The organism is Mesorhizobium sp. M0011 (assembly GCF_040324155.1).
GTDB lineage: Bacteria > Pseudomonadota > Alphaproteobacteria > Rhizobiales > Rhizobiaceae > Mesorhizobium.
In genome coordinates this window covers 178,620-199,399 of record NZ_JAMYVQ010000004.1, presented here as the reverse complement: position 1 = coordinate 199,399, position 20,780 = coordinate 178,620, and the positions used below count along the sequence as shown (strand labels likewise).

The 20,780-nt window shown below is 64.7% G+C and carries 15 protein-coding genes and 2 pseudogenes; 9 read left to right on the top strand and 8 right to left on the bottom strand.

What is annotated here, in order from left to right; genetic code table 11:
* The first annotated feature begins 55 nt into the window (after positions 1-55).
* The 3 genes from NKK51_RS06470 (at position 56) to NKK51_RS06460 (ending at position 1,823) form a co-directional block, all read left to right on the top strand.
* Positions 56-493, top strand: a complete 438-nt coding sequence (locus tag NKK51_RS06470) for a MarR family winged helix-turn-helix transcriptional regulator (protein ID WP_352551848.1) — start codon at positions 56-58, stop codon at positions 491-493.
* Between the two features lie 126 nt (positions 494-619).
* Positions 620-925 carry a hypothetical protein gene (locus NKK51_RS06465; protein WP_352551846.1) on the top strand — a complete coding sequence of 102 codons (306 nt, stop codon included), beginning with the start codon at positions 620-622 and terminating at the stop codon, positions 923-925.
* Between the two features lie 16 nt (positions 926-941).
* The gene (locus NKK51_RS06460; RefSeq protein ID WP_352551844.1) at positions 942-1,823 is read left to right on the top strand and encodes a sigma-70 family RNA polymerase sigma factor; all 882 of its coding nucleotides are present in this window, start codon (positions 942-944) and stop codon (positions 1,821-1,823) included.
* A 33-nt stretch (positions 1,824-1,856) separates the two neighbouring features.
* Here NKK51_RS06460 and NKK51_RS06455 read toward each other — a convergent pair whose 3' ends face one another.
* On the bottom strand, positions 1,857-5,765 hold the full coding sequence (locus NKK51_RS06455) for an AsmA family protein (RefSeq protein ID WP_352551843.1): 3,909 nt from the start codon (positions 5,763-5,765) through the stop codon (positions 1,857-1,859).
* A gap of 153 nt (positions 5,766-5,918) precedes the next feature.
* Between NKK51_RS06455 and NKK51_RS06450 the strand changes: the two are divergent.
* A pseudogene (locus tag NKK51_RS06450) lies at positions 5,919-6,904 on the top strand (Dyp-type peroxidase).
* A 30-nt stretch (positions 6,905-6,934) separates the two neighbouring features.
* On the opposite strand, the pseudogene NKK51_RS06445 reads toward NKK51_RS06450, so the two are convergent.
* Both NKK51_RS06445 and NKK51_RS06440 read right to left on the bottom strand, forming a co-directional pair.
* Positions 6,935-7,454: pseudogene (locus NKK51_RS06445) on the bottom strand (hypothetical protein).
* Positions 7,455-7,573: 119 nt separating this feature from the next.
* On the bottom strand, positions 7,574-8,986 hold the full coding sequence (locus NKK51_RS06440) for an FAD-binding oxidoreductase (RefSeq protein ID WP_352551841.1): 1,413 nt from the start codon (positions 8,984-8,986) through the stop codon (positions 7,574-7,576).
* Between the two features lie 102 nt (positions 8,987-9,088).
* Between NKK51_RS06440 and NKK51_RS06435 the strand changes: the two genes are divergently transcribed.
* Together NKK51_RS06435 and NKK51_RS06430 are read left to right on the top strand one after the other, a co-directional pair.
* Positions 9,089-9,568 (top strand): thioesterase family protein, encoded by a 480-nt coding sequence (locus NKK51_RS06435; RefSeq protein ID WP_352551839.1) that lies wholly within the window; start codon positions 9,089-9,091, stop codon positions 9,566-9,568.
* A gap of 234 nt (positions 9,569-9,802) precedes the next feature.
* The gene (locus NKK51_RS06430) at positions 9,803-10,000 is read left to right on the top strand and encodes a hypothetical protein (protein WP_013531006.1); all 198 of its coding nucleotides are present in this window, start codon (positions 9,803-9,805) and stop codon (positions 9,998-10,000) included.
* Between the two features lie 16 nt (positions 10,001-10,016).
* Here NKK51_RS06430 and NKK51_RS06425 read toward each other — a convergent pair whose 3' ends face one another.
* A complete protein-coding gene (locus tag NKK51_RS06425) occupies positions 10,017-10,496 on the bottom strand; it encodes an Lrp/AsnC family transcriptional regulator (RefSeq protein ID WP_352551837.1) in 480 nt (159 codons plus the stop codon).
* Between the two features lie 89 nt (positions 10,497-10,585).
* Here NKK51_RS06425 and NKK51_RS06420 point away from each other — a divergent pair, with 89 nt between their 5' ends.
* On the top strand, positions 10,586-11,494 hold the full coding sequence (locus NKK51_RS06420) for an EamA family transporter (RefSeq protein WP_352551835.1): 909 nt from the start codon (positions 10,586-10,588) through the stop codon (positions 11,492-11,494).
* 10 nt (positions 11,495-11,504) lie between these two features.
* On the opposite strand, the gene NKK51_RS06415 is transcribed toward NKK51_RS06420, so the two are convergent.
* A complete protein-coding gene (locus tag NKK51_RS06415) occupies positions 11,505-12,392 on the bottom strand; it encodes a dienelactone hydrolase family protein (RefSeq protein ID WP_023813104.1) in 888 nt (295 codons plus the stop codon).
* Between the two features lie 434 nt (positions 12,393-12,826).
* On the opposite strand from NKK51_RS06415, the gene NKK51_RS06410 reads away from it, so the two are divergent.
* The gene (locus NKK51_RS06410) at positions 12,827-13,261 is read left to right on the top strand and encodes a hypothetical protein (protein WP_352551833.1); all 435 of its coding nucleotides are present in this window, start codon (positions 12,827-12,829) and stop codon (positions 13,259-13,261) included.
* 124 nt (positions 13,262-13,385) lie between these two features.
* Here the strand turns inward: NKK51_RS06410 and NKK51_RS06405 are convergent, their stop codons facing one another.
* Positions 13,386-15,704 (bottom strand): glucose/quinate/shikimate family membrane-bound PQQ-dependent dehydrogenase, encoded by a 2,319-nt coding sequence (locus NKK51_RS06405; protein WP_352551831.1) that lies wholly within the window; start codon positions 15,702-15,704, stop codon positions 13,386-13,388.
* A gap of 252 nt (positions 15,705-15,956) precedes the next feature.
* On the opposite strand from NKK51_RS06405, the gene NKK51_RS06400 reads away from it, so the two are divergent.
* Complete coding sequence (locus NKK51_RS06400; RefSeq protein ID WP_352551829.1) at positions 15,957-18,620, top strand: ATP-dependent helicase; 2,664 nt, start codon at positions 15,957-15,959, stop codon at positions 18,618-18,620.
* Positions 18,621-18,890: 270 nt separating this feature from the next.
* Here the strand turns inward: NKK51_RS06400 and NKK51_RS06395 are convergent, their stop codons facing one another.
* The gene (locus NKK51_RS06395) at positions 18,891-19,940 is read right to left on the bottom strand and encodes an ABC transporter permease (protein ID WP_127293063.1); all 1,050 of its coding nucleotides are present in this window, start codon (positions 19,938-19,940) and stop codon (positions 18,891-18,893) included.
* Positions 19,937-20,734 carry an ATP-binding cassette domain-containing protein gene (locus NKK51_RS06390; RefSeq protein WP_013530993.1) on the bottom strand — a complete coding sequence of 266 codons (798 nt, stop codon included), beginning with the start codon at positions 20,732-20,734 and terminating at the stop codon, positions 19,937-19,939. The genes NKK51_RS06395 and NKK51_RS06390 overlap by 4 nt, the downstream gene beginning before the upstream one ends.
* Between the last annotated feature and the right edge of the window lie 46 nt (positions 20,735-20,780).

The following is a 20,780-nucleotide window of genomic DNA, read 5'->3' as shown; positions in this document are numbered from 1 at the left end:
TATTCAAGCCGGTTTCGCCCGAAATCCGTTTGAGCTTTCGCCGGAAAACGAACACATGTCTGATATGTCGCAGCCACAAAAATCACGCCCCGCCATCAGCCAAGCCGATTACCAGCGGCTATCGGAGTTTCGCTACCTGATCCGCCGCTTCCTCGAATTCAGCCAGGTCCAGGCGGAAGACGCCGGCCTGACCCCGCGCCAGCATCAGGCGCTGCTTGCGATCAAGGGATTCCCCGGCGGCGGCCCGGTGACGGTTGGCGATCTCGCGGAACGCCTGCGTATCCGCCACCACAGCGCCGTCGAACTGGTCAACCGCCTCGGCGAGGCGGGGCTGGTCACAAGGGATCAGGACAAGGACGACCACCGTCGCGTGCTGCTGCAACTGACCGAGCGCGCCGACGATTGTCTGGCCGAGCTGTCGGCGGCGCATCTCGACGAGCTGTCACGCATCGAACCGATGCTGCGGCGGCTGCTCGATCGGGACCATGCGTGACGTTCCGGGGGTTGCACGGGATCGGGTCGAACTATTTTGCCGGCAGCCCGAATCCTTTTGGTTCGCCGCAACGTCTCGGAAATGAGCGGCCCGCAGGGCGCAAGGCAACAAAGAGGAATGACCACGATGAAACGCCATTTGATACGATACAAGACGAAACCGGAACGGGCCGACGAGAACGAACGGCTGGTCAAGGCCGTGTTCCAGGAGTTGCGGGAAAAATCGCCGGACGGCGTTCGCTACATGACGTGGCGGTCCGACGACGGGACCTTTGTGCATCTGGTCGAGACGGAAACCGAAGCCCATGCCGACATCATCACCGGGCTGACGGCATTCGAGGCCTTTCAGAATGGCATCAGGGATCGCTTGATCGAGCGTCCGCAACGCGAGGAAATGACTGTGGTGGGCAGCTACCGTATGCTCGACCAGTAATGGCGATCAGAGGCGCATGAACATTCCCGGCCAGATCCGCGAGCCTTTTGATCGCCTGTTTGGTGAGATGCGCCCCAAGCTGCACGGCTACTGCGCCCGCATGACGGGCTCGGTCATCGACGGTGAGGACGTGCTGCAGGAAGCCCTGACCAAGGCGTTCGAGGCGCTGCCCAACGCCGGCCCGATCGCCAATCCGGAGGGCTGGCTGTTTCGCATTGCCCACAATGCTGCGCTCGACTTTCTGCGCCGGCGAGCCCGTGAAAGGGACTTTTCCGATGCGGACCCGGACATGATCGTCGACCCTGCAAACCCCACCGTCGATCGCCAGACAGCGGCGGCCGGCCTGCATACCTTCATGCGCCTTCCCGTCGCGCAGCGAAGTAGCGTCATCATGATGGACGTTCTGGGCTATTCGTTGCAGGAAATCAGCGCCACGCTCGACACCAGCATTCCCGCGGTCAAGGCGGCGCTCCATCGTGGTCGCCACCGGCTGCGCGATCTTGCGGACGAACCGGACGACCGTCCTGTTCCGAGACTGAGTGCGGCGGAGCGTCTGCTGCTCAATGCTTACATCGATCGCTTCAATGCCCGCGACTTCGACGCGGTGCGCGACATGCTGGCGGATGAAGTCCGGCTGGAGCTGGTGGCCAGGACACGGCTCAATGGCCGCAAGGAAGTGGGTACCTATTTCGGCAACTATTCCCGGGTGCAGGATTGGCGTTTCGTGCCGGGCTTCGTCGAAGACAGGCCAGCAGTGCTCGTCCGTGACAGCGATGATCCGGCGGCGCGGCCTTCCTATTTCATCCTGCTGGCCTGGCAGGACAGCAAACTATTGACCATCCGGGATTTTCGCCACGCCCGCTATGCGGCAGAGAGCGCGCAACTGCTCGTCCTCTGAATCTGCGGATCGCCGGTCAGGAAGGCGTTTGGCCTACTGCAGCGACTTCAGCAGATTGTCGATCGTGAACGGATTGGACTTCGGCTTGGTCGGCGGCGGATTGTCGTTGGCCTGCGGCAGCGGCGCACGCTCCACCTTCGGTTCCTGTTGCGCGGCCTTGCGTTCGGCCTCCAGCCTTGCCTTTTCCTGCGCCGCGATGCGCACCGCCTCTTCCGCCTTCTGCCGATCCTGCTCGGCCTGTGCCTTGGCCGCCTCGTCGGCGGCCTGCTTTTCGGCAGCCGCCTTTGCGTCCGCTTCGGCCTTTGCGTCCGCCTCAGCCTTGGCCTGCGCGTCCGCTTCCGCCTTTGCCTTGGCGTCCGCCTCAGCTTTCAGCCGCGCCGCTTCCTGCTGCTTGCGCAGTTCTTCGGCCGCCTTGTCGCGAGCATCCTGCAGCGCCGCGTAGTAGCGCACCTCGCGCCGCAGCCGTTGCTTCTCGAGCAGTGCCGCCTGCATCGCCTCGACGCGCTGCTGCTCCTTCTCCAGCGCGCGCTGGGTCAGGAACTGTGCCAGCGGCTCGCTGTCGAATTCTCGTTTCACCGCGCCGAACGGCCCCTCGGCGGTGAAGTTCACGACCGGCTCGGAGCCCACCAGCGCCTCGTCGCCCGGCCGATAGGTGATTGCCCCCTTGGCGGAAACCATGGCTGTGTTGAGGTCCGCCATGATATCGGCCGACAAGGTCGCCGCCGGATTCTCCAGGCTGATCGGCGGCGCCCGCAGCGTCCCGCCGGCAACCGTGAAGGCGACGTCGGTATCCTTGGCGGCAAGGCTGCCATCGGCGGCGATATCAGGTGCAAAACCAGCAGTCTTGGCGACATCGATGTCGCGCCCGATCGCATCCGCCTTGGCGAGGAACGCACCGAACGCATCTGGATTGACACCAGCAACTTTGACGCCCTTCAACGCCGCCGTACCGGAGCCCGACAAGGCGGCCACCATCCCTTCGACCGATTTGCCGCTGCTTGACAGTGCCGTCGAGAAATCGCCGATGCCGCTGATGCCGGCATCCGGCAGCACGGTCGCCAGATCGGCGCCCGCCAGTTTCATCTGGCCAGAGAACAGGCCGGTGCCGTCATTGTTCTTCAGTTCGAACAGGCCGGTGAGCGCCCCGCCCAGCAATTTCGCCTTCAAATCCGAAACGCGGATGCCTTCCTGGTCCAGCTTGAGCGAAAAGGCGGCATCATACGCGGTGGCGAACCGACCGGCGGCGAGCGCTGCCGTCGTCAGGTCTAGGTCGGCGGTGAACGGCAGGTTGGATTTCTGGCTGAACGGTGTCGCCGGCCACACGCCACCCTTACCTGCCCCTTCCTTGTCGGCCCCTTCCTTGTCGGCAAGAAAGGCGGAATCGCCGAACAGCGCCACCGCCATCGGATCGAGGTCGAGTTCGTCGAGCGCCAGCGCCCCGGCCAGATGCGGCACGCCGTCCTTTACATCGATATTGACGTCGCCGGACACCGCCGCTTCGTTGATGGCGCCGCTGAGTTCGTCCAGCACCAGCAGACCGTTGCCATAGTCGCCCTGCGCGGCGAGCGACGTCGACATGCCCGCCCCCATGCCGGGCAGACCGATGCCTGACGTCATCAGCCATGGCTCGATGTCGGCGGCATCGAGGCTGAGCTTGCCCTTGGCGGCGAAGCCCTGCGGCGTATCGGCGATCGTGCCTTCGAAACCAGCCTTGAAGTCGTTGCCGGCAAGGCTGAAATTCGTCGCCAGGCCGCCACCCAGCGTTCCCTTGGCCTGAATGTCGGTGCTTGCCTCGCCCAGCATGCCGAGCGGCAGCGCCGGCAGGCCGTAGAGCGCCAGCAGCGCGGTGGCGTCAGGGTTCTTGGCGTTGAAGGTCAGCGCCACCGGCGCTTCCAGAAGCTTGCCCACCGCCCCCTTCCCCGACAGCGACGCGGAAAAGGCCGAGCCGCCCGCCTTGCCTTGCCCGCTCACCGCCAGCCCCGTGGTGCCGTCGCCATTGTCGGCCGCACTCGCCACCAGGTCGATGCGCGCATCCTGGAACAGCTCGGGGTAGGCGGCGGCACGGCTCGCCAGTCCCTTGAGCACGGCACTGTCGGGATAGTGCTGGGCGGCGACGTCGACCAGCGGCTTCAGGTCGACGGCAACCACCGACGCATCGAGCTTGCCGGTCGGGCTCGCCGGGAAATCCTTGATCCTGCCGGTGGCGCTGATCGAGGCGCCGGCCAGCCCGCCCACCGACAGCCGGTCGATTTCGAGCAGCCCGTCGCGCAGCCTGAGCGCCGTGTCGACGGTATCCGCGGTCAACCCGCCAGCGTTGACCGGCCCTGCCTTGATCTGGAAATCGAGGTCGCGGTCGGCAAAGCGATTGGCGCCCTTGTCGCTGACGAAGATCGAGGCGAAGGCCGCCAGCCCGTCGACATCGAGGTCGCCCCCTTCGAGACGCATCAGCACTGAGGGCTTGGCATCGTCGGGCTGGCTGGAATCGATGCGGCCGGAAAACCTCGCCTTACCCAGGATCAATTCGAGATCGCTGAAGGCCTGGCGCTTCTGCGAGAGGTCGACCTTGGCCTTGAAGCCGGCGGCAGGCAGACGGCGGATCGCCTCGTCGACATCCTTCGACAGCCAGGCGGCAAAGCCGGAGGGTTGCGCCACGGCCAGCAGCAGCGAGCCGTTGAAGCCGAAATGACCCTCCAAATTGAGCACGAGCATGCCATCGGCTTCCAGCGTGGTGCGGCCGGGCAAGGTCGCGGCAAGCGATTTCACCGACCAGCCGCCATCGACCGGCTCGGCGGAAAGATGCACGTCGCGCACCGTGGTGTCGCCGGCCACCACCGCCGGCAGCTTGACCTCGACGGTGCCGGGGATAGTCGGCTTCGGCATATCGAGCAGCGCCTGCTCAAACGCCGCGATGCGCTGGTCCAGCGTCAGGCCGGCGCCGGCCTCGGCGCCCACCGCCTCGTCGAACTGCACCTGCGCGCCATTGGCCTCGATGGCGAAACTCGGTTTCAGCCCGAGATCGACAGAAGCCTTGCCATCGGCGGTGTAGGGGTTGTCGAGCGGCCCGGTCTCGAAGCGGAATTCGTCGACGCCCAACTTCTGGTGGTCGAGCGAAAACTTGCCGTTCAGCCGAAAGCCCGGATCGGGCTTGCCGGCGGAAACCTTCACCGTCTCACCGTCGGTGCTGCGCAGCTCGGCGCTGTTCTTGTCCGCACCGGAGATTTTGAATTGGCCGGAATAGACGGCAGCGCCATTGACAATGCCAGCATTGCCGTCGGCTTCGATGACCAGCGGATAGGCGTCCGGATCGGCCTTCAGCCGCAGCCGCATCTGCCCGTTGCCTTCAGCCTTGCCGGTGGACGCGGTGACCGCGGTGCGCAACCCGTCCAGCCGCAGCGTGCCGTCCATGCGCCATGGCCCGGCCAGCGATTTGGCCGAGATAGTTGAATTGATCTCGGAAAACAGATGGCTGCGCCCGCCGGCGGCATGGCGCAGTTCGATCTGCCCTTCCGTCACCGTCAGCTTCTCGATCGAGATCTGGTTGAGGTCGAAGGGCGAGGACGGCCGCATCGCCCAGTCGACCGTGCCATTGTTGGCGATGTCGATGGTCGCTTTCGGCCGCACCAGCCGCATGTCGAAGATCAGCACTTCGCCACGTAGGAAGGGCGTCAGTTCCGCATCCATCGAAAACGTCTCGACGGTCATGGCCGGCTGGCCATTGGGGCCGCCGGCGACAGCGACATTCGAGAAGGTCACCGAGGGGAACGGCAACAACCTTGCCGTGGCGTCGCCCTGCACAGTCACCTTGCGGCCGAGAATGGCGCTCGCCTCGCGCTCGAATTGGGCGCGGTAGCCTGTCCAGTCGACAAAATACGGCACCACCAGCGCCGCACATAGCACCAGCACGAACAGGCCACCAAAGATCACGAACAGGCGTGCGAGCATCAGCTCCGAATGGGTTGATTGAAATTCTGCCGCACTCTACCCGCATCCGCGTGTCGATAAAGAGGCAATTCATCCAGTGTTGCGCGATGTCTCATCCGCAGTTGCGTGATCTCGGGCGATCTGAAACAAATCCCGGCGAAGCGGAGAATTCGGATGTCTGGGAAGAACTGGGATCGCGTGCCGATCGACGCGCAAAGCGTCGACGCTCCGCTGTCGCTTTCGGCGGTCTTTCTTGTCGTCACCGTCGCCGGCGAGCAGACCGCGCTCGCCAAGGTGGCCTCCGTACTTGGCGGGCTCGACGATCTCGTCAAAACCGTCGGGTTCCGCGATCTTTCCGGGCGGCTTTCGTGCATTGCCGGCATCGGCCGCGATCTCTGGGATCGTCTTTCTCCAGATCGGCGGCCGCTGGAACTGAAACCGTTTGCGCCGATCAAGGGATCCGTTCATTCGGCGCCCTCGACCGCTGGCGATCTTCTCTTCCACATCCGCTCCGAACGCCCCGACATGTGCTTCGAGTTCGAGCGCATTCTGCTCGACAATCTCGGCGACGGCGTGAGCGTCGTCGACGAGGTTTCCGGCTTTCGCTATTTCGATGCGCGCGACCTGCTCGGCTTCATCGACGGCACCGCCAACCCGACCGGCCTCGATTTGCCCGCCTCTGCGCTCGTCGGCGATGAAGACGCCGACTCGCTGGCGGCAGCTATGTCGTCGTCCAGAAATATCTGCACGACATGCAGGCCTGGGCGCGCATTCCGACGCCCGAGCAGGAAGCGATCATCGGCCGCACCAAGATCGACAACATCGAAATCGACGATGACGACGCGCCGCGCAAATCACACAAGTCGCTGGCCACCATCGAGGATGCCGATGGCAACGAGTACGACATATTGCGCGACAACATGCCGTTCGGCAGGCCCGGACAAAACGAGTTCGGGACCTACTTCATCGGCTATTCCAGATATCTTTGGGTCATCGAAAAAATGCTGCAGCGCATGTATATCGGCGACCCGCCGGGCGCCTACGACCGCCTGCTCGATTTCTCGACGCCGCAGACCGGCACAACGTTCTTCGCGCCAACCCGCCCCATGCTGCAGGCGCTTGTCGAGGGCGCGCAGGAGAAGCTTCCCGCCGCCCGGTAAAGAACGGCTGACGGCCTCTATCGGCGAAGATCAGCGTGCGTCGCGCTTCGCTTGTGCCACCTTGCCCGCCTTGCGCTGCCGGCCGAGTTCCGCCGGCCGGACCAGCTTCGGCGCCCGCTTGCTAGCCACGGCGCGCATGCCCTTGTGAGCCGTCCGCGAATTGAGCGCGGGACCGTCCGCCGACGCATTTTGCTTCATGGCCAGCGCCTTGCGCGCATTCCCAACCAGCGAAACGCGAGCCGCCAGTTGGCGCCGCCGTTCGGCCTCGCCATTCAGCCGCCGCATGGCCATGGCCAGCACCGCAAGCTTCAGCTGCGAGCCGCCATCTGTCTTTGAGGCGGCAGCCCCTTTCGGCGCGCCCTTCCCGCGTATTTCGCGGCGACGGCGATGCGCTTCGGTCTGTGCCTTATCGCGCCGCTCCCGCAACAGCTTGACCAGACCGGCAAGATCGGCGTCGGAAAGCTCCTGGACCGCCGGATGGTGCGATTTCTCCACCAGTTCCTGTTCGTCCGCTCAGCGCACGCGCCTCTTCCTTGCGTGAAATCGCCATGACGCTTCTCCTCCGCTGGCACGCCTGTCTGTTTCAGGCCTCGCTGCTCGGCGAAGTCTCGGCCCGAATGGTGGCATGGTCAAGAGGAGCCGCCTGCGGCCTTGCGCTGGAGGACTCGCCTAGTCCCCCGGCAAAATCTTGCCCGGGTTCATGATATCGAGCGGATCGAGCGCCTGCTTGATCGTGCGCATGATGTCGACGCCGTGGCCGAGTTCATGGCGCAGGAAGCCGATCTTGCCCTGGCCTATGCCGTGCTCGCCGGTGCAGGTGCCGTCCATGGCGATCGCCCGCATGTTGAGCCGCGAGACGAACTTTTCCGACAGCGCGATCTCCTTGGGATCGTTGACATCCATCAGCACCAGCACGTGAAAATTGCCGTCGCCGGCGTGGCCGACGATCGGCGCGATCAGACCCATCTCGGCAATGTCGGCTTCGGTTTGCATGACGCATTCGGCAAAGCGCGAGATCGGCACGCAGACATCGGTCGACAGCCCCTTGGCACCTGGCCGTAGCGTCAGCGACGACCAGTAGGCGTCATGCCTGGCCTTCCACAGTTTGGTGCGCTCCTCGGCGACGCTGGTCCACAGGAACGGCCCGCCGCCATTCTCTTCCGCGATCATGCCAAAGGTCTCGGCCTGTTCGGCAACGCCGGCATCGCTGCCGTGAAACTCCACGAACAGGCACGGGCTTTCGGGATAGTCGAGCTTCGAATAGTTCTTCATCGCCCGCATCTGCAGCGCGTTGACCAGTTCGATGCGCGCCACCGGGATGCCCATCTGGATCGTCGCGATGACCGCGTTGCAGGCCGCCTCGACGCTCGGAAACGGGCAGACGCCGCCAGAGATCGCCTGCGGGATGCCTTGCAGCTTCAAGGTCAGCGAGGTGATGATGCCGAGCGTGCCTTCCGAGCCGACCAGCAGCCGCGTCAGATCATAGCCGGCCGAGCTCTTTTTCGCGCGCTTGCCGGTCGTCACCGTCTCGCCGTCGGCCATCACGGCGGTCAGCGACAGCACGTTCTCGCGCATCGTGCCGTAGCGCACGGCATTGGTGCCGGACGCCCGCGTCGCCGCCATGCCGCCGAGCGAGGCATTGGCGCCCGGATCGATCGGAAAGAACAGGCCGGTGTCGCGCAGATGCCGATTAAGGTCCTCGCGGGTGACGCCGGGTTCGACCGTACAGTCGAGGTCCTGCGGATTGACCGCCAGGATGCGGTTCATGCGCGACGTGTCGACCGATACGCCGCCGCCCGGTGCGTTGGTGTGACCCTCCAGCGAGGAGCCGACGCCGAAGGCGATCACCGGCACGCGGTGCGCGGCACAGGCCCGCACGATCTCCTGCACCTCGGCGGCCGTCTCGGGAAACGCGACGCCGTCCGGCGCCTGCGTCGGAATATAGGTGGTGGTGTGGGCATGCTGCGAGCGGGTCGCCTGGCCGGTCTGGAATCGCTCGCCAAGCTGCTGCTTGAGGATGCCTAGCACGGCGGCGATGCCCTCCTCGTTGCGTTCGACCGGGTTGAGGTCGCTCAGAGCCATGAATTCCTCCGCGAATGGACCAGCGTCCACGCTTGTTATGCGTCTATGGATGCGTAGTCTCCGGAGCCACGCTCTGTCCAGCACCAGAACAAGGAAGTTTCGATGCCCATCCCCACTCCCTTCGTCTCAAAACCCATGGACATCGAGAAGGACTGGATCGACTACAACGGCCATCTCAACATGGCCTATTACAACGTGCTGTTCGACAGCTGCTCGGACGACGCCTTCGAGGCAATGGGCATGGGACCGAACTATGCCAGGGATCGTCGCCTCACCATCTACACGGCCGAAGTCCATGTCTGCTACGTGCAGGAGCTGCATCTCGAGCATAAGGTCACGGTCTCTTTCCAACTCATCGACCACGACGACAAGCGGCTGCGGGCCTATCAGGAAATCCGCCATGTCGACGGCTGGCTGGCCGCGACTTCCGAATCGCTTTCGCTGCATGTCGACATGTCCGGGCCGAAGGTGGCGCCCTTCCCCACCGATGTGCTGGCCAGGGTCGAAGCCATGCGCGCCGCCCATTCGGCACTGCCGATGCCGGAACGGGCCGGCCGCTCGATCGGCATCAAACGCAAATAGGGGGAAGCCGACACGTCTCGTCCCGGCTTCAAAGCCACACCGGCAATCTAAAATCGCGGAACTCTCCCATCCACCGACGCCGGCGCTTGAAGCAGCTCCGCGCCCGCGTTAACCTTACCAAGGTTTTAACGGGAACAAGCCATTTGAGCCGTTGCGCGACTCAGCGGGTCGGTCGAAAACGATCCGCATCGAGGTAGCGACACGGGCGGCGCGGCGCCGGTTCGAGGAAAGTGCATGAAAACCGACATCAAGGTCGAGGTGGACAGGCTGGCTGCCGATCCGCGCATCACCGACTATGATTTCTGGCGCTCGCTCAAGAACGTCAACAACGAGATCTTCCACATCGCCAACAACAACGAGCCGATCCCGTTCGACATGATCCGCTGGCGCGCCATCCTGAAGCAGGCGCGCATGAAGCGCGGCCACGCATAGGTCCTCTCCCTGTACGTCAAGCCTGGCGCCTCAATGCCGCCAGGGCCGAGCGCGCCACCACCGGCGACGACTGGATGATCGCCGTATTGGTCATCGCGTAGGGAATGATGCGGTCGATCACCCGCTCGAGGTCGGCCACCGAGCCGACATGCGCCAGCGCGACGAAACAATCCTCTCCGGTCACGCGATCGCATTGCACGATCTCCGGCAGTTCGCGGATGATCTCGGCCACGACGGCCAGTTGCCCCGGCACCGGCCGGATGCGCAGCCATGCCGACAGCGGCAGGCCGAGTGCCGCCGGGTTGATCCTGACCGAATAGGCCTCGATGACGCCACTTTCCTGCAGCCGCTTGATGCGCTCTGCCACGCTCGGCGCCGACAGGCCAACCGAGCGTGCCAGCTCCGCCGTGCTGGTGCGCGCGTCCTTCTCCAGCAGACGCAGGATCTTCATATCCGCGACATCGAGGTCGGCACTTTCAGTTCGAAGGCGCTTCATAGGAAATTCCTTGCTTCCGAGAGAACTCTCGCCAGACGAGCCCATCATCACTCATATAAACCGGCAAATATGCCTGCGATACTGATCCGATGGATGATCAAACGCAAGCTCTTACAGCAGACCCTGCCCCCGGCAATCCCACCCTCGGCAGGCTGACGGAAAAACTGCCGCCGCATGTCTGGTTCGGCGTCAGCGCCGTCTTCCACTATCTCGGGCCGGCGTTCGCCGTCCTGCTTTTCCCGCATGTCGGCGTGCTCGGCATGGCGTGGCTGCGCATCGCCACGGCAGCACTCATCTTCGTACCCCTGACCCGTCCATGGCGAAGCTTCGCCCGCGCCGATCGCTCGACAAGGCTGCTGTTGCTGGCCTTCGGCGCCTGTCTGGCGGTGATGAACTGTTCGTTCTACCTGGCGCTCGACCGCCTGCCGATCTCGCTGGTGGCGGCGATCGAATTCGTCGGCACCATCGGGGTCGCGGTGGTCGGCCTCAGGAGCTCGCGCAATCTTGCCGCCCTTGCCGTCGCGGTGACCGGCACCTTGCTGCTCATCGACGTCAGATGGTCCGATGATCCCATCGGGCTGTTCTGGGCCTTCCTCAACGGCGCGCTGTTTGTCGGCTACATCGTGCTCGGCCACCGCGTCGCCGCTTCGGGCGCAGGCAGCGGCATTGCCGGCCTGGGTGCCGCCATGGCGATCGCTTTCGTGGTCGTGCTGCCGATCGGCTTCACCGATGCGCTGCCGGCCTTTTTCTCGCCGCCGCTGCTGCTCGCCGCCATCGGCGTCGGCATCTGCTCGTCGGTTATCCCCTACATCTGCGACCAGCTCGCCATGTCGCGGCTGCCACGCGCGAGCTTCGCGCTGATGCTGTCGCTGCTGCCCGTCACCGCGACGCTGATCGGCGTCGTCGTGCTGCGCCAGATTCCAAGTTTTGCCGATTGCCTCGGCATTGCGCTGGTGGTCGCCGGCGTCGCCTTCCACAAGCCGGCGAACACGGATTAGACGGGTGCCCCTATGCCAGTTTCTGCTTGAGGAAGGCGATCGTTCTGCCCCAGGCCAGGTCGGCCGCCTTCTTGTCGTAGCGCGCTGCCGACGTGTCGTTGTTGAAGGCATGGTTGGCGCCTTCATAGACATAGACCGTGTATTCGACATGCGCCGCGTCGAGTTCCTTCTTGAAGGCGTCGATGCCGGCATTGATGCGCTCGTCCAGTCCGCCATAGTGCAGCAGCAAGGCCGCCTTGATCTTGGACATATCGGCGGCCTTCGGCTGCATGCCGTAATAGGCAACGCCGGCACTGAGATCGGGGGCGTTGATGGCCAGCATGTTGACCGTGCCGCCACCCCAGCAGAAGCCGATGGCGCCGACCTTGCCGTTGCCGTCCTTGTCGCTCTTGAGGAAAGCGACGGTCGCAACACCGTCGGCGATGGTCTGCGCCGGATCGAGCTTGGCGAACATGTCGCGCGCCTTGTCTTCATCGGTTGGCGTTCCGCCGAGCGGCGACAGAAAATCCGGCGCCAGCGCCACGAACCCCTCCAGCGCCACGCGTCGCGTCACATCGCGGATATGCGGGTTGAGCCCCCTGTTCTCGTGCACGACGATCACCGTGCCGAGCTTGCCCGCCTTGTCCACCGGCTTGACCAGATAGCCCTTCATTTCGCCGCTGCCGCCGGGATAGCTGATGTCCTCGCCCTTCACCCGCGGATCGTTGTCGGCGACAACAGCCGCTTGCGCCGAATTTGCCGCCAGAAGCGGGGCGATCGCGGCGGCCGCCGCACCCGATCCGGCAAGCCGGGTCAACTGCTCCATGAACCGGCGGCGATCGAGCGTCAGATGCGTATATTCGTCATAGGCGTCGATCATCGCCTGGGTGATGGCCGGCTTGGCGTCGGGTTTCGTCATGGATCGGGTCCTCTGCTTCGGGCTTTAATTGCCAGCTACATAGGGACCAAGCCGGCATGGTCCAGTCGAGCACTCATCGCGGCCGCCGATTGCCTCAGGGCGTAGGCCGCTGGCCGCGTCCCGGCAGTAAAGCCGGTGCCATGCACGGCCGTGTCATCACTTTTTGGTCATTGGCGACAAATCCTGCTGGCGCTGCCACAATCGTGAGGGAAGGTGGCTATCGACGGTATCTTGACCGCGTGCCTACACGTCAAACCCAGAAGGAAGCGATGACCATGACCATGCCTTCCCCGATCCTCGCCAGCGCGCTCGTCCTTGCGGCGGCCGTCGCTTTGGCCCTGTGCTCGATGGTTCTGAACGCAGGCAGACGATCGTTGATCAGGGTCCGCGCTGAGCGGAACCGCAACACGAAAAACCAGGGTTGAGGTGACGCTATGAACGTCCAGGACATCGTCAACACCGTTTCGCAGAAGGCCGGCCTCGACCAGGCGACGACGGAGAAAGTCGTCGGCACCATTTTCTCGGTGCTCGAACACGAGGCGGAAGGCACAAGCGCCTCGGCGTTCTTCGCCAAGATCCCCGGCGCCGACGACCTCGCCCATCAATATGACGTCATGGCCGCCGCTCCGGCCGGCGGTGGCGGTTTTCTGTCGTCGTTGCAGGGCGGGCTTGGCGGCGTTCTCGGCGAGAAGGCCGGCGCGCTGATCAACGGCATCGCCGCGCTCAAAGCATCCGGGCTCGATATGGCGCAAATCCAGAAGGCCGGCGCGACGCTGATCCAGCAGGCCGAAGCCGCCGCCGGCCCCGACCTGACCAACAAGGTGCTCGGCTCGGTGCCCAGCCTGAAGGGTCATCTGGGGATCGGCTGATCGAGAACGGGCCGATCGGAAGATTTGCCGCCCCTCATCGCCCAGTCGGGCACTTTTCCCCGTCACTATACGGGGAATAGATACCGGCACAGACGAGGGGCGGCGCGACCTCTGAAAGATCGCGTTACCCCTTCGGCAGCGCGTAGGCCATCACATAGTCCCCAGGCTTGGTGCCGACCGAACCGTGGCCGCCGGCAACGATGACCACGAACTGGCGGCCGTCGGCCACCGTATAGGTCATCGGCGTCGATTGCCCGCCAGCCGGCAGCCGCGCCTGCCACAGCTGCTTGCCCGATGTCAGGTCGTAGGCGCGCAGATAGTCGTCGACCGCGGCCCCGAGGAAGGCGACGCCGCCAGCCGTGATCATCGGCCCGCCGATGCCCGGCACCCCGACTTTCAGCGGCAGCGGCAGCGGCGTCATGTCGTAGACGGTGCCGTTGCGGTGCTTGTAGGCGATCTTGCCGGTCCTGAGATCGGCGCCGGCGACATAGCCCCAGGGCGGCGCCTGGCAAGGAATGCCGAGCGGCGACAGGAACGGTCCCATCACCACCGCATAGGGCGCGCCCTCGTTGCGGTTCAGCCCCTGCTCGCTGCCGCGCCCTTCGTCCGGCGGCGGCACCTGATCGCGCGGGATCAACTGCGATTTGAACGCCAAGTAGGTCGGCATGCCGAACAGCACCTGCCGGACCGGATCGACGGCGACGCCGCCCCAGTTGAAGGTGCCGAAGTTGCCGGGGTAGATCAGCGAGCCCTGGACGGAAGGCGGCGTATAGCGACCCTCATAGCGCAGGCCCTGGAATTCGATCCGGCAGGCCAACTGGTCGAACATGGTTAGGCCCCACATGTCGGCGCCGGTCAGCGGCTTCGGCATGAAGGTGAGATCGGAGACCGGCTGCGTCGGTGATGTGTGGTCGCCTTCGATCGCGCCGCCGGGCGCCGGCACTTCGTTGACCGCAATGACCGGCTCGCCGGTGCGGCGGTCGAGCACATAGAGATCGCCCTGCTTGGTCGGTCCGACCAGCGCCGGCACCACCGTGCCGTCGGGTTTGCTGATGTCGATCAGGCTCGGCTGCGCCGGTACGTCCATGTCCCAGAGATCGTGGTGCACGGTCTGCCGCACCCATCGCACCTGACCGGTGTTGAGGTCGAGCGCGGTGATCGACGACGAGAACTTCTCGACATTGGCACTGCGCCCGGCGCCGAGCTGGTCCGGCGTCTGGTTGCCGAGCGGCACGTAGAGCAGGCCGAGCTTCTCGTCGGCGCTCGGCGTCGACCACATGTTGGGCGAGTTGGCGGTATAGGTCTGGCCGGCCGGCAGCGGCGTCGTCTGGTCCGGATTGCCGGAATCCCAGTTCCACACCAGCGCGCCGGTGGCAGCGTCGTAGGCGCGGATGACACCGGACGGCTCCTGCGTCGAATAATTGTCGTTGACCGCGCCGCCGACAATGATCTTGCCGCCTGATATCAGCGGCGCCGAGGTCGAGTAATAATAGCCCGACTTCGGATAGGGCATGTTGGTCAGAAGGTTCAGCGTGCCGCCCTCGGCGAAAGCCGGGCAGACCTGCCCGTTGGCGGCGTCGAGCGCGATCAGCCGCGCGTCCGAGGTCGGCAGGTAGACGCGGGTCGCACAGGGCTGCCCGGCGGCGCCGGCGGCATCGGCGTAATAGGCCACGCCGCGGCAGGTCTGGTGCTGGCGGTCCTTGTCGAGCTTGACCTTGGGATCGAAGCGCCATTTCTCCTTGCCGCTCGCGGCATCGATGGCGATGGCGAAATTGTGCGGCGTGCAGATGTAGAGCGTGTCGCCGATCTTCAGCGGCGTCACCTGATAGGTGGTCTCGCCGACATCGTCTGGACCCTTCACGTCGCCGGTCTGGTAGGTCCACGCCGGCTGCAGCTTGGCGACATTGTCAGGCGTGATCTGGTCGAGCGGCGAATAGCGCTGGCCGAACTGCGTGCGGCCGTAATAGTGCCACTCGCCGGCCGGCACATCATTGCCGAGATTGGCGTTGGCGACCACCTTGTCGGTGCCGAGTTCACCGGCAATGTCCTTCGGGTCCGATGTCATCGAATAACCGGCGACGGCCAGCGAGGCCAGCACGGCAAGGATCAGCGGTGCGCGCCCGTCAGGGCCGGCAAGACCCCGCCTCGCCCACGGCGTCAGCAGCCACAAAGCGAGAAGCACGATGATGCCGCCGCGCGGCCCGAGTTCCCACCAATCGAAGCCGGTTTCCCAGACCGCCCAGGCCAGCGTGCCGAGCACGATCACCGCGTAGAGCCACAGTGCGGTGGACCTGCGCCGGTAGAGCAGCCAGGCGGCGATCAGGAAGGCAAGGCCGGCAATGACATAGTACCAGCTGCCGCCCAGCATCGCCAGGCGGATGCCGCCGCCGCCGAGTGCCAGGCCGATGAGGAAAAGGATGAGGGAGGTGATGGTGACAGCCAAGATGATACTCCTTCGACTGTTGCGCTTCGCGGCGCTGCCATGGCAACCCGGCATTGCGTCGCTGCCCGAAGCACAACTTTCTCCTGACGGTCCCGCCTGTCAAGCACGGGCCTCAAGCGCAAGCGGTAATGGTCCATCGCAATTGGGATAACATCGACCGCAGTGGGAGCGCGGGGCAGCAATCGGGCACTTTAGCGGAACAAAACGTAGACAGTTCTGGTCTTTCCCCACCGAATCACTACATTCGGGGCAATGTCCGGCTTTTCCGAAGACATGCCCTTTTTCGACGAACCCAATGCGCGGCCCACGGCCCCGTCGGGCATCGCCGCGCGCGCCATGGCTGCCCGCAGCGGCCACAACAACGCGCCCGACTATCTCAAGGGGCTGAACCCCGAGCAACGGCTGGCGGTGGAAACCACCGAAGGCCCGGTTCTGGTGCTGGCCGGAGCCGGCACCGGCAAGACCCGCGTGCTCACCACGCGCATCGCTCACATCCTCGCCACCGGCAAGGCGTTCCCGTCGCAGATCCTCGCGGTGACCTTTACCAACAAGGCCGCGCGCGAGATGAAGATCCGCATCGGCGTGCTGATCGGCGAAGGCAATGTCGAGGGCATGCCATGGCTCGGCACCTTCCACTCGATTGGCGTCAAGCTGCTTCGCCGCCATGCCGAACTCGCCGGTTTGCGCTCCGACTTCACCATCCTCGACACCGACGACGTCGTGCGGCTGATCAAGCAGCTGATCCAGGCCGAAGGGCTCGACGACAAGCGCTGGCCGGCCAAGCAGTTCGCCCAGATGATCGACGGCTGGAAGAACAAGGGGCAAGGCCCCGCCGACATCGCCGAGGGCGATGCGCGCGCCTTCGCCAACGGCAAGGGCCGCGAACTCTACAAGGCCTATCAGGAACGGCTGAAGACGCTGAACGCCTGCGATTTCGGCGACCTGCTCTGCCACCCGATCCGCATTTTCCGCGCCAATCCGGACGTGCTCAAGGAATACCATAAGCGCTTCAAATACATCCTCGTCGACGAGTACCAGGACACCAACACCGCCCAGTACATGTGGCTGCGGCTCCTGGCGCAAAGGCCGGATGCCGGGCGCAAGCCTTCGGCGACTAATCTCCAATCGGCCGAAGGCCGCAAGGACGACCGTCCGTCCGAGCCGTTGCGAGGCCCCCGCGGAGGGCCCGCGCCGGCAGGCGCGGAACAGCCCGTGAGCGTGAATATATGCTGCGTCGGCGACGACGACCAATCCATCTATGGCTGGCGCGGCGCCGAGATCGACAACATCCTGCGCTTCGACAAGGATTTTCCCGGCGCCACCATCATCCGGCTGGAGCGCAACTACCGCTCGACCGCGCACATCCTTGGCGCGGCCTCCCACCTCATCGCCCACAATGAGGGCCGCTTCGGCAAGACGCTGTTCACCGACCGCAACGAGCCGGAGGACGGCAAGGTGCATGTCCACGCCGCTTGGGATTCCGAGGAGGAAGCCCGCGCCGTCGGCGAGACGATCGAGACCTACCAGCGGCAAAAGCACAATCTCAACGACATGGCGATCCTGGTCCGCGCCTCCTTCCAGATGCGCGAGTTCGAGGACCGCTTCGTCACGCTCGGCCTCAACTACCGCGTCATCGGCGGCCCCCGCTTCTACGAGCGCATGGAAATCCGCGATGCGCTCGCCTTCTTCCGCGTCGTCGCCCAAGGCGCCGACGACCTAGCCTTCGAGCGCATCGTCAATGTGCCCAAGCGCGGCCTTGGTGAAGCCACCATCCGCCAGATCCACGACACGGCGCGCGCGCTGCGCATCCCGATGCTGGAAGCCGCCGCCAAGCTCGCCGAAAGCGACGAGTTGAAACCGAAGCCGCGCGCGGCACTGCGCGAGGTCGCGGCCAATTTCGAGCGCTGGCAGAAGGCGCTGGAAACCACGCCGCATACCGAACTCGCCGAGACCATTCTCGAAGAGAGCGGCTACACCGACATGTGGAAGAACGACCGCTCGGTCGAAGCGCCCGGCCGGCTGGAGAACCTGAAAGAGCTGATCCGCTCGATGGAGGAGTACGAATCGCTGCGCTCCTTCCTCGAGCATGTCGCACTCGTCATGGACGCCGAGCAGAACGCCGGGCTCGACGCCGTCTCGATCATGACGCTGCATTCGGCCAAGGGCCTCGAATTCGAGACCGTCTTCCTGCCCGGCTGGGAGGAAGGCCTGTTCCCGCATCAGCGCGCGCTCGATGAAGGCGGCCGCTCCGGGCTGGAGGAAGAGCGCCGCCTTGCCTATGTCGGCCTGACCCGCGCCAAGAAGAACCTGCATCTGTGGTTCGTCTCCAACCGCCGCATCCATGGCCTGTGGCAGTCGACCATCCCGTCGCGTTTCCTCGAAGAATTGCCGAATGCCCATGTCGAGGTCGCCGAAAGCGGCAACTCCTACGGCGGCTACGGCAATTCCTACGGTGGCGGTTCCTTTGCCTCCGGCCGCGGCGGCCAGGGCACAGGACGGCAGAACCCCTATGGCGCCTCGCGCTTCGACAATGTCGGCGCCGACAGCGAAAAATCCGGCGCCTTCTCCAACACCTATGCGACGCCGGGCTGGCAGCGCGCCCAGGCCAACCGCACCGAGGCGACCGACCGCAACTGGGGCTCGCGCTCCGGCCACCAGGTCGAGCGCATCGGCTATGGCGAAACCGACTCCGGCTACGGCGCCGGCCGCACCTCGGTCAAAGGCCGCACCATCGACGGCGAACTGGTCGCCAAATCCGTCTCCGACACGCCATCCGCCTTCAACGTCGGCGACCGCGTCTTCCACCAGAAATTCGGCAACGGCAACATTTCCGCGATCGAAGGCAACAAGCTGACCATCGACTTCGACAAGGCCGGCCAGAAGCGCGTGCTGGACGGGTTCGTCGCGGCGGTGTGAAGATGGCGCTTTCCCGGCGGAAGCCCCACCTTCGTCATCCACGGGCGAAGCAAGGAGCGTAGCGACGCGGCGCAGACCCGAGGATCCATGCCGGGACTCAAACGCGTCACCACGGTGCAGAATTCTGCTCCGCTGCATTCCTGGGCGAAGGTCGCGGCATGGATCCTCGGGTCTTCGCGACGGAGCTGCGCTCCTGCTTCGCCCGTGGATGACGAAGTGATTGATGTCTCCGCAATCGTCAAGGCATGCGGTCCGCCAACGAAACAGCCCTCACCGATACCTTGCCTGGTTCCACTTATGCCCGAGCAGCGACAGGATGATGATCAGGCCGTTGAAGAACTGGACGTAGAAACCGCTGAGGCCCGCCGCGACGACGCCGGTCTGGATGAACGACACGGTGACGGCGCCGATGGCGCCGCCGACCACGGTGCCGATGCCGCCCCAGGTCGGCGTGCCGCCGACGAACACCGAGGCCAGAACCGGCAGGAGATAGCCGTCGCCGGCGGTCGGCCACCAGGTGAAGTTGATCATCACCGAGAAGGTGCCGGCGAGCGCCGCACCGATGCCGACGAAGACGAACACTTTCACCCGCACGCGCTTGACGTCGATGCCCATCTGCTGGGCGCTGTCGGGATTGTCGCCCACCACCCTCACCTGCGCGCCGAAGCGATGGCGGTTGTAGAGCATCGCCGACAGTACGACGAAGCCGATGGCCCAGAAGATCTGCACCGGAATGCCCAGGAGCTGGCTTGAGAAGATCGTGTAGGCCCAGCTGTCGCTGAGGCTGGTCAGCGCCATCGACTTGCCTTCGTTGATGATCTGGATCAGGCCGCGCAGCAGGAAATTCATGCCGAGCGTGGCGATCAGCGACGACAGCCCGCCATAGACCACCAGCGAGCCTACCAGGAAGCCTAGCAGCATGCCGGTGACGAGTGCCGCGGCGATGCCGAGAAACGGATCGTAGCCGGCCTGCACGACCAGCGCGAAGACCCATGAGGCAAAACCCATCGTCGCCGGAAACGACAGGTCGATCTCGCCGCAGGTGACGACGAACACCAGCGGCACCACCACGAACAGCGCCACCGGCAGCGTCGTCAGCACCGAGCGGTAGAGATACCAGGTGGTGAAGACGGTCGGGTTCGCGATCATGAACACCGCCATCATGACGATGAACACGGCGAGCGTGCCGAGCGCGGCACGGTTGTCGAGGATGAAGCCGCGCATCCAGTGATCGGATGGGTGTTTCCACTCTTTCTGGGCACTGGGGCGGGGAATGCCGGCGGACGGCTCGTGCAGATCGGGCTCCATGGTCTTGCTCATCGTGCTCTCTGCTCCGCGTCGCCGGCATCGTGCAGCCCGGCCAATCCGCCGGGATGCGCGACCTCTTCCATGAAGTTGATGAGATCTTCGGCCGACTTGACCTCGCTGCGGTCGGTCGTCAGTGCGACCTTGCCGCGGTCGAGCACGACGAAGCGGTCGGCGATGTCGAAGACATGATGGATGTTGTGGCCGATGAACAGGATCGAGCGGCCGCTCGCCCGCACCTGGCGCACGAAATGGAACACCTTGGCGGTTTCGGTCAGCGACAACGCCGTCGTCGGCTCGTCGAGGACGATCAACTCCGCCTGCTTGTAGATGGCGCGGGCGATCGCCACGCCCTGGCGTTCGCCGCCCGAAAGCTGGCCGACGATCGACTGCGGCGTGAACACTTTCGAGGTGAAGCCGATCTCGCGCATCAGCCGGCTCGCTTCCTCGATCTCCTTGTTGACCCTGAGAAAGCCCATGAAGCCGGTCAGTTCGCGGCCCATGAAGATGTTGCGAACGATGGTCTGCTGCACGGCCAGCGCCCGGTCCTGGAACACCGTCTCGATGCCGGCCTCGCGGGAACGCGCGGCGCTCCACCCGGTCACCGGCTTGCCGCGCACGAGGATTTCGCCGCTGGTCGGCTTGACCACGCCCGAGAGGATCTTGATCAGCGTCGACTTGCCGGCGCCATTGTCGCCGAGCAGGCCGACGACCTCGCCGCGGTCGACGCTGAGGTTGACCCCGCCCAGTGCATAGACCTGGCCATAGGATTTGCTGATGTCGCGCAGTTCGATGAGGCGCTCTGCCATCGGATCCTCGCTTTGATTGTCTCTTGCCGGCTTCGTCGCCAGCGGT

Excerpts from the sequence above, each read along its gene's own strand:
- NKK51_RS06470 (WP_352551848.1), top strand. The coding sequence starts at position 56 with ATGTCTGATATGTCGCAGCCACAAAAATCACGCCCCGCCATCAGCCAA.
- NKK51_RS06465 (WP_352551846.1), top strand. The coding sequence starts at position 620 with ATGAAACGCCATTTGATACGATACAAGACGAAACCGGAACGGGCCGAC.
- NKK51_RS06460 (WP_352551844.1), top strand. The coding sequence starts at position 942 with ATGAACATTCCCGGCCAGATCCGCGAGCCTTTTGATCGCCTGTTTGGT.
- NKK51_RS06455 (WP_352551843.1), bottom strand. The coding sequence starts at position 5,765 with ATGCTCGCACGCCTGTTCGTGATCTTTGGTGGCCTGTTCGTGCTGGTG.
- NKK51_RS06440 (WP_352551841.1), bottom strand. The coding sequence starts at position 8,986 with ATGGCTCTGAGCGACCTCAACCCGGTCGAACGCAACGAGGAGGGCATC.
- NKK51_RS06435 (WP_352551839.1), top strand. The coding sequence starts at position 9,089 with ATGCCCATCCCCACTCCCTTCGTCTCAAAACCCATGGACATCGAGAAG.
- NKK51_RS06430 (WP_013531006.1), top strand. The coding sequence starts at position 9,803 with ATGAAAACCGACATCAAGGTCGAGGTGGACAGGCTGGCTGCCGATCCG.
- NKK51_RS06425 (WP_352551837.1), bottom strand. The coding sequence starts at position 10,496 with ATGAAGCGCCTTCGAACTGAAAGTGCCGACCTCGATGTCGCGGATATG.
- NKK51_RS06420 (WP_352551835.1), top strand. The coding sequence starts at position 10,586 with ATGGATGATCAAACGCAAGCTCTTACAGCAGACCCTGCCCCCGGCAAT.
- NKK51_RS06415 (WP_023813104.1), bottom strand. The coding sequence starts at position 12,392 with ATGACGAAACCCGACGCCAAGCCGGCCATCACCCAGGCGATGATCGAC.
- NKK51_RS06410 (WP_352551833.1), top strand. The coding sequence starts at position 12,827 with ATGAACGTCCAGGACATCGTCAACACCGTTTCGCAGAAGGCCGGCCTC.
- NKK51_RS06400 (WP_352551829.1), top strand. The coding sequence starts at position 15,957 with ATGTCCGGCTTTTCCGAAGACATGCCCTTTTTCGACGAACCCAATGCG.
- NKK51_RS06395 (WP_127293063.1), bottom strand. The coding sequence starts at position 19,940 with ATGAGCAAGACCATGGAGCCCGATCTGCACGAGCCGTCCGCCGGCATT.
- NKK51_RS06390 (WP_013530993.1), bottom strand. The coding sequence starts at position 20,734 with ATGGCAGAGCGCCTCATCGAACTGCGCGACATCAGCAAATCCTATGGC.